Annotated in this window: 11 protein-coding genes; 3 read left to right on the forward strand and 8 right to left on the reverse strand. The window is 63.0% G+C overall.

Going from position 1 to position 11,448, the window contains the following annotated elements; all coding sequences use genetic code 11:
- Positions 1-66: 66 nt before the first annotated feature.
- The 3 genes from VSX77_RS14015 to VSX77_RS14025 are packed head-to-tail and all read right to left on the reverse strand — an operon-like array spanning position 67 to position 3,553.
- A complete protein-coding gene (locus VSX77_RS14015) occupies positions 67-777 on the reverse strand; it encodes a glutathione binding-like protein (protein WP_338425220.1) in 711 nt (236 codons plus the stop codon).
- Entirely contained in the window at positions 774-1,271 is a 498-nt protein-coding gene (locus VSX77_RS14020; protein ID WP_338425221.1) for a nuclear transport factor 2 family protein, read from the reverse strand. Before VSX77_RS14020 ends, VSX77_RS14015 begins: the two co-directional genes overlap by 4 nt.
- A gap of 11 nt (positions 1,272-1,282) precedes the next feature.
- On the reverse strand, positions 1,283-3,553 hold the full coding sequence (locus VSX77_RS14025) for a TonB-dependent receptor (protein WP_338425222.1): 2,271 nt from the start codon (positions 3,551-3,553) through the stop codon (positions 1,283-1,285).
- Between the two features lie 122 nt (positions 3,554-3,675).
- On the opposite strand from VSX77_RS14025, the gene VSX77_RS14030 reads away from it, so the two are divergent.
- Both VSX77_RS14030 and VSX77_RS14035 read left to right on the forward strand, forming a co-directional pair.
- A complete protein-coding gene (locus tag VSX77_RS14030; protein WP_338425223.1) occupies positions 3,676-4,182 on the forward strand; it encodes a DUF3237 domain-containing protein in 507 nt (168 codons plus the stop codon).
- A 1-nt stretch (position 4,183) separates the two neighbouring features.
- Positions 4,184-4,909, forward strand: a complete 726-nt coding sequence (locus VSX77_RS14035) for a glutathione binding-like protein (RefSeq protein ID WP_338425224.1) — start codon at positions 4,184-4,186, stop codon at positions 4,907-4,909.
- 222 nt (positions 4,910-5,131) lie between these two features.
- On the opposite strand, the gene VSX77_RS14040 is transcribed toward VSX77_RS14035, so the two are convergent.
- A complete protein-coding gene (locus VSX77_RS14040) occupies positions 5,132-5,836 on the reverse strand; it encodes a glutathione S-transferase family protein (RefSeq protein ID WP_338425225.1) in 705 nt (234 codons plus the stop codon).
- A gap of 4 nt (positions 5,837-5,840) precedes the next feature.
- Positions 5,841-7,004, reverse strand: a complete 1,164-nt coding sequence (locus VSX77_RS14045; protein ID WP_338425226.1) for a CaiB/BaiF CoA transferase family protein — start codon at positions 7,002-7,004, stop codon at positions 5,841-5,843.
- A gap of 118 nt (positions 7,005-7,122) precedes the next feature.
- On the opposite strand from VSX77_RS14045, the gene VSX77_RS14050 reads away from it, so the two are divergent.
- Complete coding sequence (locus VSX77_RS14050) at positions 7,123-8,025, forward strand: hydroxymethylglutaryl-CoA lyase (RefSeq protein WP_338425227.1); 903 nt, start codon at positions 7,123-7,125, stop codon at positions 8,023-8,025.
- Here the strand turns inward: VSX77_RS14050 and VSX77_RS14055 are convergent.
- From VSX77_RS14055 to VSX77_RS14065, 3 genes are all read right to left on the reverse strand, one after another.
- Positions 8,022-8,933, reverse strand: a complete 912-nt coding sequence (locus VSX77_RS14055; RefSeq protein ID WP_338425228.1) for an EamA family transporter — start codon at positions 8,931-8,933, stop codon at positions 8,022-8,024. The genes VSX77_RS14050 and VSX77_RS14055 overlap by 4 nt on opposite strands.
- A 109-nt stretch (positions 8,934-9,042) precedes the next feature.
- Positions 9,043-10,740 (reverse strand): N-acyl-D-amino-acid deacylase family protein, encoded by a 1,698-nt coding sequence (locus VSX77_RS14060; RefSeq protein WP_338425229.1) that lies wholly within the window; start codon positions 10,738-10,740, stop codon positions 9,043-9,045.
- Positions 10,741-10,761: 21 nt separating this feature from the next.
- Positions 10,762-11,385, reverse strand: coding sequence for a helix-turn-helix domain-containing protein (locus VSX77_RS14065; protein ID WP_338425230.1), 624 nt, complete (start codon positions 11,383-11,385; stop codon positions 10,762-10,764).
- Between the last annotated feature and the right edge of the window lie 63 nt (positions 11,386-11,448).

Consider the following 11,448-nt stretch of genomic DNA (forward strand, 5'->3'; position numbering starts at 1 on the left):
GCTCGCGTAGCACCCGGATGATGGCTGGAGGTTGCTTCGTCGCTGCGCTCCTCGCAATGACGAAGGCTAGCGCGTCGGCGCTTCCAGCATATTCTTGCCGAACAGATTCGACCATTGCTCCTCGGTGAGTACGGGGCGCGCGCTCGACAGGTTCGCGGCATTCTTGACGTCGGTGCCCGCGATCACCGCCGGTCGCTCGCCGATCCGCGCGAACCAGTTGGCGACCGCAGGATAATCGTCGAGCGTCAGCCCGATGGCGCGGATCGCGCGCGTCCATGGCCAGCAGGCGATGTCGGCGATCGAATATTCCTCGGCCAGATAGTCCGCCTCGCTCAGCCGGCCGTTAAGGACATGGAGCAGGCGCAGCGTCTCGTTGCGATAGCGCTCGACCGGATAGGCCTGCCCCTCGGGCGCATAGCGGATGAAATGATGCGCCTGTCCCTGCATCGGGCCAAAGCTCGCCATCTGCCACATCAGCCATTGCTGCGCCTGGCTGCGGCGCCGGGGATTTTCGGGGAGCAGCTGGCCGCTCTTTTCGGCGAGATAGAGCAAAATGGCGCCGCTCTCGAATACCGGCAACGGTGCGCCGCCACCAGTGGGATCATGATCGACGATCGCGGGCAGGCGGCCGTTCGGATTGATGCGGCGATATTCCGGAGTCAGATGATCGCCTTCGAGCATGTTCATCGCGATCAGCCGGTGCTCCAGCCCGATCTCCTCCAGCATGATCGAAACCTTGTGGCCGTTCGGCGTGGGGGTGAAATAGACGTCGATCATGCGGGGTTTTCTCCGGCGAAAATGGCGCGCGCGGCGGCAAAAGCGGCTTCAAATGCCTCTTTCCCCGCGGGATAGGCGACGACGGCCAACGTCACGCCCGCAATTTTCCACCCGTTCTGCCGCACCAGCCGATGCGTGTAACGGCCGATCAGATCGCCGAGCAGGGTGCGGTCCTCGACCCCGACGATATGGACGGCATCGACGACGCTGGTCACCGTCGCACGGTCGCCGTCGATGATGGCGCTGACGTTGTGCAACTGGTGTGCGGTCGCATCGAACCCTTCGAGCGTTCGGCAGCGGGTTGTCCACTCGTCCGCGGACACGGTCGCGACGAGCGAGCCGATCGCGCCATAGTCGATCGCGATTTCGTCGGCGAAGAGCGCGCGATAGGCGGCCCAGTCGCGCGCATCGAGCGCGGATGCGTAGCAGGTCACGACCGCCACCGCCGCTTCCCTGTCGAGGAAAGCTTCGATGGCGGCCGATCCCTGGGACATCATATTCGGACCTAGAACTTGATACCGGCCTCAACCGAAATGTTGCGCGTGGGCTCGAGATAAAGGATTGCGCGCGGAACCGGCGTGATCGGGAAGGGCAGGTTGAACGCGCTGCCGATCGTCTTCTGGTTGGTCAGATTCTTCCCGACCAGCGCGAGGTGCCAGCTATCATCGCGATCGGCGAGCTGGACGCGCAGGTCGAGCTTCACATAGCCGTCCTGGACGCCGAAGATCGGGCTCTGGTTGTCCGAATTGAAATATTTCGAACGGCCCGCGGCGACGCCGGTGATATCCAGCTTCAAATCTTCCGACATGTCGAAACGCGCGTGCGCGGTGACGCTGCCTGTCCATTTCGACGAATAGGCTACCGGATAACCGGCAAGATTGTTCGTCGCCGGCGTACAGCCGACTTGCGAGGCAAGACAGGCTGCGCCCGGATAATCGTCATATTTGATATCCGAGTAGGCGGCCGAGGCGCTGATATCGAAATTCTCGATCGGATAGATGCTGAGCGATCCTTCGATGCCCTTCGACGTCGCGGCCGCAGCGTTGCCGGTCAGATAGCTCGACGTCGCGGGCTGATAGACCGAAACCTGCAAGTCCTTGAACTTGGTGTGATAGAGCGAGACGTTCGCGACGACCTTGCCGTCGAACAGCGTCGATTTGACGCCCGCCTCGAAATTTTCCGACCGTTCGGGCTCAAAGGTGAAGGTCGCGTTCGTCGTACCGAGCGTGTTCGACACGAAACCGCCCGACTTCGAACCGCGGCCCCAGGTTCCGTAGATCATGATGCGCGGCGCGATATCGTACTGCAGTGTCACCGACGGATCGACATTGCCTTCGCTGATCTTGCCGACCGCGCTCGAAATCGGGCGTAGCGCAAAAGGCTGGCCGTTGAGGCCGTTCGATCCGTAGACCAGCCGGGCGGCGAAATCGCCTTCCTTCTTCGTATGCGAATAACGCAGGCTGCCGATCGCGCGGAAGGCGTCGGTGACGTTGAAGGTGCCCTGTCCGAACACCGACCAGCTTTCGGCTTCCTGATTGAAGACGCTGTCGATGCGGCCGAAATAGGGTCCGGCAAAGACGCCAGGGATCGTCAGGCTCGGCAGGTTGAAGCCCTGATATTGTTCGAGCGTGTAGTTCGATTTGTCATAATAGGCGCCAACGATGAATTCGAAGGTCTTGCCGGTCGGCGAAAGGATGCGAATTTCCTGCGAGATCTGGTCGAAACGTTCGGGGAAGGCGTTGTAGACCGAGTTTGCGGTGAACGCGCCGCCACTGTTCGGGATCGTCTGGTCGAACCCGTTGATAATCTTCGACTTGAACCAGCTGTACCCCGTTACCGAGGTCAGCGTGAAATCGCCGAGCGCGAGGTTGCCGACGCCCGAGATCATCACCGATTTATTGTCATTGCCCTCGTTGCCCAGCGCCGAGCGTTCGAGATAGCGCGTCGTCTGCGGATCCTGCCCGCTGGTCAGCGGGCTCGACACGGTGATGCCGCCGTTGACTTCGCGGTTCCCGTATTCGACCTTCGCGGTATAATCGAAATTGGCCGACGGCTCCCACTTCAGCGTCAGGCGCAGCAATTGCGACTTGATTTCGGGATCGTCGTGATCGGTCGCGCGGTTATAGATATAGCCGTCCTGATTGACGATCTTGTACGCGAGGCGCGCGCCCAGCGTGTCGCTGATCGGCCCCGACAGATAGCCTGAAAAATCGGTGCCTTTGTGATCGAAGTTGTAAAGTCCGGTCAGCGCGCCTTCGAATTCGCGCGTCGGTCCGGCCGAAACGACGCTCACCGCGCCCGCGGCCGTGTTCTTGCCGAAAAGCGCGCCCTGCGGACCGCGCAGCACCTCGACGCGCGCAAGGTCGAAGAAAGGCGCCTGCGCCTGCCGGTTGCGGCCGGCGTAGATGCCGTCGACATAGAGCGACACCGACTGGTCGAACGCGAAGTTTGCCGGCGGCGAACCGAAGCCGCGGATATAAATGACGTCGTTGCCCGCGGTCGATTGGACGAAGACGTTCGGCGTGTAGTTCATCACCGCCTTGATGTCGCTCGTGTTGAACTCGGCGAGCTTGGCGCCGCTCACCACTTCCATCGAGATCGGCACGTCCTGAAGGCTCTGTTCGCGCTTTTGCGCGGTGACGATGATTTCGTTGGTTGCGCTGTCGTCGTTATCCGCTGCTTCGGCAGGCGCTGTTTGCGCCCACGTCGGTGCGGCGTTGGCAAGCATCGCGAACGCTGCGACGCCCGACAGCAGAAACTGGTTACGAGCCTTCATATGCACCCTCCCATTGAGTGTATGTCGTCGGTTCCGGAGATATTTCCGATCCGTCAATCTGATTGACCCTTAGTATACTAATTGTTTTATGCTTGTCCATAGGCAGGAAGAGGATTCGTGGCATGAGTGAAGAAATTAGGGACAGGGAACCCGCCGCGCTGGCAAGCCGGCATCTGTGCACCGTCGAGTTCGAAGTGGGCGGCGGAATCATAGGCATCGGCGCCTCGCCATTCGGCGACCAGCGGCTTGGGTATATTAGTGGAGGGCGCTTCTTCGGGCCGCGAATCAACGGCATAGTCCTGTCAGGTGGCGGAAACTGGTCGCGCAGCGGGCGGCTCGGCGACACGGTATCGGTCGGCACCTTCGACGCGCGCGCAGTGTGGCAGACCGATGACGGCGAACTCATCTATGTCAGCTACACGGGCCGCAACATCATTCCCGACGATGTGCGCACCACCTTCGCCGACCCCGCTGTGCCCGACGCCGACGCATCGCGATATTATCTGCGAATCGCCCCCGTGTTCGAAACCGCGAGCGCGCAATATGGCTGGCTCAACGGCGTGCTGGCGGTGGGGGTCGGCGAGCGAACCGATTTTGGCGTCCGCCATGTAATCCACGAGATACTCTGAAATGATCGACCTGCATTATTCGGCGACGCCGAACGGACAGAAGATTGCCATCATGCTGGAGGAGATCGGCGCATCCTATCGCGTCATGCCCTATGACATCTTCAACGGCGACCAGCTGACCGCCGAGTTTGGCCGGATCAATCCCAACCATAAGCTGCCCGCGATCGTCGACCATAGTCCCGTGGACGGCCGTGATCCGATCACCGTCTTTGAATCGGGAGCGATCTTGCAATATCTGGCCGAAAAAAGCGGGCGCTTCCTTCCGTCATCGGGTGCCGCGCGCGCGGCTACATTGTCATGGCTGACGTGGCAGGTTGCGGGGCTGGGGCCGATGGGCGGACAGGCGAGTCATTTCTTGCGCTACGCTCCCACCGGGCAAGATTATGCGATCGAGCGCTATACGAAGGAACTGACGCGTCTGCTCAGCGTGCTCGAAAAACGGCTGGAGAAAAGTGCCTATGTCGCCGGCGAGGAATATACGATCGCCGATATGGCGATCTGGCCCGGCCGCGCATCGGCGTTCGTTATGGGAATGGCTCTCGACGAATGGCCCGCTATGCGGGGTTGGTTCGAACGCATCCGCGAGCGTCCGGCTGTCGCACGTATGATGGCGCGCGACGATCTGATGCCACCCGCGAAATATATCGGGCGGCACCAGCGGCTTGATGAAAAGGAATGGTCGAACATGTTCGGCGATGCGAACCAAGCGGCGGCGCGGGGGGACTGAGGGCGAGAGGCTGGGAACACCGATTGCAGACAATAAAATCCTCCCTGTCGCGAAGCGATGGGGAGGTGGCAGCGCGAAGCGCTGACGGAGGGGCTTTGGCGCTGCCGTCGCGGCCCCTCCACCACTCGCTGCGCGAGCGGTCCCCCTCCCCATGGCTTCGCCACAGGGAGGATTTAGCGGCAACTCCCCACCCTAAAGCCGCCATCATCCTTACGCACCCTCTCACCGCTTCGCATGCTGCCGATCCCCCCACAAGATCGCGCGGTGCTCGTCGGTGAAGCCGGTGAGTCCACCCTCGATCGTTTCGGCACGCGCGACGCCGACTGTCATGCCCTCAGCGACCGCAGGACGCTCGAGCATCGCTGCGCCCCAGCGGTCGACATTCGGAAAACGTCCGGCCTTTTCGATCAGCTGGCGACGCAGATAAGGAAGCGTCGCCATATCGGCGATCGTATACTCGTCGCCCGCCAACCACTTGGCCTCGCCCAGCCTTTTGTCGAGGACCATCATCAACCGGTCGACCTCGCGGCTGTAACGTTCGATCGCATATTCGTGCCGGTCCTTGGCATAATGGGTGAAATGCGCTTCCTGCCCGAACATCGGCCCGACGCCCGACACCTGGAACATCAGCCATTGCCAGCAGATCGCGCGCGCTGCCGGATCGGTGGGCAGGAAGCGTCCGGTCTTTTCGGCGAGATAGAGCAAAATCGCGCCGGTCTCCCAAAGCACGAACCGCTCGCCATCCGGTCCTTTGTCGTCGACGATCACGGGCGTCTTGTTGTTTGGGTTGAGCGCGAGAAATTCGGGGGTCAGCTGATCGCCCGCCAGAATGTCGATATATTCGAGGCGCCAGTCGAGCCCCATCTCGAGAAGCGCGATCGCGATCTTGCGCGCATTGGGGGTCGGGCCGCCGTAGAGCGTGATCATCGCCTCAATCCTCCCGTCCGAGCCATCGTTTGATGACGTCGGCGCCGTCCTGTCCGACGCCAAGCGGGGCAGGGCGGCGAACGCTGCCCGGTGTCGCCGACAGTTTTGGAAATACGCCCTGCATCGTGATCTCGCCAAACTCGTCGTCGGCAACTTTCACCAGCGCGTCGCGTGCGGCAAAATGCGGGTCGGCGAGCATGTCTTCCGCGTCGAAGACGCGGCCCGCAGGGACGGCGGCCTCGACCATCTTCGCTTCAAGCTCGGCGATGGTCAGCGTTCTTGTCCATTCGCCAATGAGCGCATCGAGCTCTTCCTGCCTCGCGCCGCGCGCACGGTGCGTCGCATAGCGTTCGTCGCGCGCCAGTTCGGGCCGCCCCATCGCCGCGGCTAGCCGCGCAAAGACGCCATCCTGATTGGCGCCAATCAGATATTCGCCATCCTTGCACGGATAGACGTTCGACGGCGCGATGCCGGGCAGCGTCGACCCGGTGCGGCGGCGCTTGGTGCCGCTCGCCGAATAGTCGGACACCGTCGATTCCATCACCTGCAACACCGCCTCATAAAGCGCCGAGTCGACGATCTGCCCTTCGCCGGTCTTGCCGCGGTGATGGAGCGCCACGAGCGCGCCCATGCACCCGTAGGTCGCAGCGAGCGTATCGCCGATCGATACCCCCATGCGCGCGGGCGGCAGGTCCGGATAGCCGACGATGCCGCGCCAGCCGCCCATCGCCTCGCCGATCCCGCCGAACCCGGCGCGCGCGGCATAGGGACCGGTCTGGCCGTAGCCCGAGACGCGCACGACGATCAGACCGGGGTTGGCCTTGCGAAGCTCGACGGGGTCGAGGTTCCATTTTTCGAGCGTGCCGGGACGGAAGTTTTCGATCAGGATGTCGGCCTTGGCGATCAATTCGCGCGCGAGCGCCTGTCCATCTTTGGACCGCAGGTCGCACGCCACCGAAAATTTGTTGCGTGCGATGACGCGCCACCAGCTTGGCTTGTCACCCTGACCCCAATGGCGCATCTGGTCGCCCGTCCCCGGTGGTTCGAGCTTAACGATTTCGGCGCCCATGTCGCCGAGCAGTTGGCCGCAGAAGGGGCCGGCGATCAGCTGCCCCATTTCGACGACCCTGATGCCTTCCAGCGCACCCCCGCTGCCCGTCTCGCCCATATCATTCCTTTCGCGGCCGACTCCGATAGAGACGACCTGCCTCGCCCATGGTCATTCTATACTTAGAATGCTATGTAATTTTCAACCTGCAAATGACCCGGAAAATTCAGGACGCAAGATGTTGAAAAATCATGCCGTGGAAATCGTCGAGGTCGGCCCGCGTGACGGGCTTCAGAATGAGCCGGCGATCGTATCGACCGCCGACAAGCTCGATCTCGTCCGCCGCGCGATCGATTACGGCGTGCGCCGTATCGAGGTGACGAGTTTCGTCAATCCGAAGAAGGTGCCGCAACTCGCCGACGCCGAAGAGCTGGTCGCCATGCTTCCCGATCGCAATGACGTGACCTACATTGGCCTCGTCCTCAACCGCCGCGGCGCCGAGCGCGCGCTGGCGACGGGGTGCATCGACGAGCTTGGCGCCGTGTGCGTCACCAGCGACAGCTTCGGCATTCGCAATCAGGGGCAAAGCTCCGACGAATCGCTTGCCGCCGCAATCGAGATTGTCGGGCTAGCAAAAACGGCCGGGCGCAGCGGGCAGATGACGATTGCGACGGCCTTCGGTTGTCCGTTCGAGGGCAGGGTAGCGATCGACCGCGTCGTCGAAATGGCGAAGCGCGCGTCCGATGCTATTCCGCGCGAAATCGCGCTCGCCGACACGATCGGCGTTGGCGTCCCGGCGCAGGTCGCGGAGATGGTCGGGCGGGTCCGCGAGGCAGTCGGCGGACTGCCGATCCGCGTCCATTTCCACAACACGCGCGGCACGGGCATCGCGAATGTCTGGGCGGCGGTGCAGGAAGGCGCGGCGACGGTCGATGCGTCGCTAGGCGGACTGGGCGGCTGTCCCTTCGCGCCGGGCGCGGCGGGCAATGTCGCGACCGAGGATGTCGTCTATATGCTCGAGGGCAGTGGCGTTGCGACGGGGCTGGATCTACCAATGCTCATCGACGCAGCAAAATGGCTGACGGGTGTCATGGAGCGGCCGCTGCCCGCGATGGTCAGCCGGGCGCCCGCCTTTCCTTAAAGCGTCGCGATTAGCGCCATCACGACGCCGCCGACGACGAGCAGCAGCCCCGCGATTTCGTGCCAGCGCACCGGTTCGCGCAGGTAGAAATGCGCGAAGCCGACGGTGAACACGACCTCGACCTGTCCGACGACGCGCACCAGCGCCGCAGGCGCGGCGGCAAAACCGATATACCAGCACGCCGAGCCGAGCGCCGACAGCAGCCCGACCTGGCTCGAATTGCGCCATGTGCGAAAGGCCGCGGCGAGCGTCGCGCGGTCACGCATCGCGACCCACATCAGATGCAACGTCGTCTGGATCGCCATGACGACGACGAGCGTGACCAGCGCCGATCCGATCAAATCGACGTCTTCCAGCTCTGCCGTCGCAAGCTTCACGGCGATGGCGGCGAGCGCGAACATCGACCCCGCGCCGAGCCCGCAGAGCGCCGCCGGCTGGCCGAGTGCGCGCCAGACTTCGGCGGCCGCAATGCCGCGTCCGGCCAAGGCGAGCACCAGCACCCCCGCGACCCCCGCGACGATGCCCAGCCAGGCGAGCAGCGGCAGCCGCTCGCCGAGCAAGAGAGCGGTCACCAGCGCCGCCTGCACGGCTTCGGTTTTGGAAAAAGCGGTGCCAACGACGAATCCGCGGTGTCCGAACGCCATGATGAGCAGGATCGTCCCGGCCATTTGGGTAACCGCGCCTGCAGCCGCAAAACCGAGGAATCGACCGCCGAGCTCAGGGACGGTATCGCCCGTCAGGCTGAGCCACGCACCCGCGAGCAAAAGCGCAAAGGGCACACCATATAGATAACGCACCAACCCCGCGCCGCTGATGCTGAGTTCGGAGCGCAGTCTCTGTTGCAGCGCCGTGCGCCACGCCTGGAACAGCCCGCCGAAAAGTGCAGCGGGAAGCCAGATCGGATTCACGCTTCCGCCCCTTGCAGCGCGATCGCCGCGATTCGCCCCGGATTTTGCATGGCGCCCCATGCAATAGTTTTATTACTAAGTATATCCCGCTTCGCGCGAGCCGGTCGTGCTAGGGACAGCGGTTCCAGCCGCGTCCGCGTACCGCGCGGCCCGGCGTGGCGCCGCTATGCTCGCCATCCTTCAGCACCTGCGTGCCGTTCACGAACACGTCGCGCACGCCGACTGAATATTGGTGCGGCGCCTCGAAGGTCGAGCGGTCGGCGACCGTCGCGGGGTCGAACACGACGACGTCAGCGTAATAGCCGGGCTTCAGCGCGCCGCGTGCTTCGATGCCGAGATTGGTCGCGGGCAGGGTGGTGAGCCGGTAGACCGCCTGTTCGAGCGGGATCAGCTTCTCGTCGCGGACATAGCGGCCGAGCAGCCGCGCGAAATTGCCGTAGGTGCGCGGGTGCGCGCCCGATTTCAGGAACACGCCCTCAGTCGCCTGCGACGCCGCGTCGGACGCGAAGCTCATCCATGGCAGCTGGATCTGCTTGCGGACATTGTCCTCGGACATCAGGAAATAGACGGTGCCGACGCGCGAGCCATCCTCGATGACAAGGTCCATCGCGGTCTCTTCGGGCGACTTGCCGCGCATCGCCGCAACCTCGGCGAGCGTCTTGCCGGTGAGCGGTTTGAGGGCTTCGCTTTTGAAGCCCGAAAGGATCATCTTGTCGGCGCCCGCGCCGAAATAGAGATTTTCCCAGTCACTGCCGGGCTTCTTCATTTCCTCGGCAACGCGCGTCCGGATCGCGGGGTCTTTCAGCCGCTCGATCCACGCCTCCAGCCCGCCCGCCTGCACCCAAGTCGGCATCGCGGCGTCGAGCCCCGTCGCGCCGGCCGTGTAGGTGTACATGTCGGTCGTAATCTTCAGCCCGGCGGCACGGGCATCTTCGATTTTCTTCACGATACCATCGAGCTTGCCCCAGTTGCTGCGCCCCGCCATCTTCAGATGATAGATTTCGGCGGGCGCACCCGAGCGGCGCGAAATCTCGATCAGTTCGTCGACTGCCTCCTCGATCCGGTCGCCTTCGGATCGCATATGGCTGATATACATGCCGCCGCACTTCGCCGCTTCGCGGGTCAGCGTGACAAGTTCATCGGTTTCGGCGTAGGAGCCGGGCGCATAGATGAGCGAGCTGCCAACGCCCATCGCGCCCTCATTCATCGCCTGCCGCACCAGCGCGCGCATCCGGTCCAGCTGTTCGGGTGTCGGATCGACATCGCCTTCGCCAAGCTCATGCACGCGCACCGTCGCTGCGCCGACGAAGCTGGCAATATTGGTGGAAATGCCCCGCTTTTCGAGCCAGCCGAAATAATCGCCGAGGCTCGTCCATTCGATCGGATATTGGATGTCGCCCTGCCGCGCCGTTTCCTGGGCCTTCATCGCCGCGTTCATCGGACCCATCGACCAGCCTTCGCCCATCACTTCCAGTGTCACGCCCTGCCGGATATCGCTCTGGCTCTTGGGATCGGCGATCAGCGATTCGGTCGCCCAGCTCAGCATGTTGATAAAGCCCGGCGCGACCGCCATGCCCTTGGCCTGCACCTCGCGCGTCGCCGTTCCTTCGACGGTACCGACCGCGACGATGCGATCGCCCCTGATTCCGACGTCGCCGATGACCGGCGAATTACCCGACCCGTCATAAAGGGTGCCGCCGCGGATGATCAGGTCATAGGCGGGCGCCTGCGCCGCGACCGGCGCTGCGAGCAACATCGAGCTGCAGAGGAGCCAAAGCGGGGGTGCGAAGCGCCGGGGCGATACCATTTTCTTTTCCTTTTCGGTTACTTATCCGTGCAGACTCATCAGCGAATCCATCAGCCCGTCGTCGGCGCTCGAACAGACGCCAAGCACCAGCGCCTCTTCACACCCGTCAGCGACGACATAGGCGTGACCCATCGACGAATCGATATAGATGCCCTGGCCGACGTCGAGTGTGACGGGGTCGTAAAACTCGCTGTGCACCTCGATCCGGCCTTCGAGGACGTAGATGAATTCCTCACCCTGATGATGAACCAGCTCGCCGAACTCGCGCGCGCTGTGCGCACGGATGCGCGTGAGGATCGGGATCATCCGTTTTTGCCGGAGGTCGGTGCAGAGATAATGATAATCGTAGTTATCGGTGGTGACGCGCGCCGCCCGGTCGATCGTCGCGATGCTGCGGCGCCCGGTGACGCGGGGTGCGGCATCCTCCTCGTCCTCGGCGAACAAGTCCGACATGCGAATTTTGAGTCGCTGGCTGAGCTGCTGAAGTTTGTCGTAACTCAGCGTGAGCCGGTCGTGCTCGACCTTCGACAGCGTCGATACGGGGATGCCCGACTTCGCGCTCATTTCCTTGAGCGTCCAACCGTTTCGCGCCCTTATCCCCTTCATCACCGCGCCGAGCGTCGGCGGCGTTGCACGGTCGGCCATCAGATTTTCCAATCCTCGTTTGACAATTTTCTAATCAGGATCATTATGTCCCTATCGGGCTAA

The organism is Sphingopyxis sp. TUF1, from assembly GCF_036687315.1.
Lineage (GTDB): Bacteria > Pseudomonadota > Alphaproteobacteria > Sphingomonadales > Sphingomonadaceae > Sphingopyxis > Sphingopyxis kveilinensis.

Excerpts from the sequence above, each read along its gene's own strand:
- VSX77_RS14015 (WP_338425220.1), bottom strand. The coding sequence starts at position 777 with ATGATCGACGTCTATTTCACCCCCACGCCGAACGGCCACAAGGTTTCG.
- VSX77_RS14020 (WP_338425221.1), bottom strand. The coding sequence starts at position 1,271 with ATGTCCCAGGGATCGGCCGCCATCGAAGCTTTCCTCGACAGGGAAGCG.
- VSX77_RS14025 (WP_338425222.1), bottom strand. The coding sequence starts at position 3,553 with ATGAAGGCTCGTAACCAGTTTCTGCTGTCGGGCGTCGCAGCGTTCGCG.
- VSX77_RS14030 (WP_338425223.1), top strand. The coding sequence starts at position 3,676 with ATGAGTGAAGAAATTAGGGACAGGGAACCCGCCGCGCTGGCAAGCCGG.
- VSX77_RS14035 (WP_338425224.1), top strand. The coding sequence starts at position 4,184 with ATGATCGACCTGCATTATTCGGCGACGCCGAACGGACAGAAGATTGCC.
- VSX77_RS14040 (WP_338425225.1), bottom strand. The coding sequence starts at position 5,836 with ATGATCACGCTCTACGGCGGCCCGACCCCCAATGCGCGCAAGATCGCG.
- VSX77_RS14045 (WP_338425226.1), bottom strand. The coding sequence starts at position 7,004 with ATGGGCGAGACGGGCAGCGGGGGTGCGCTGGAAGGCATCAGGGTCGTC.
- VSX77_RS14050 (WP_338425227.1), top strand. The coding sequence starts at position 7,123 with ATGTTGAAAAATCATGCCGTGGAAATCGTCGAGGTCGGCCCGCGTGAC.
- VSX77_RS14060 (WP_338425229.1), bottom strand. The coding sequence starts at position 10,740 with ATGGTATCGCCCCGGCGCTTCGCACCCCCGCTTTGGCTCCTCTGCAGC.
- VSX77_RS14065 (WP_338425230.1), bottom strand. The coding sequence starts at position 11,385 with ATGGCCGACCGTGCAACGCCGCCGACGCTCGGCGCGGTGATGAAGGGG.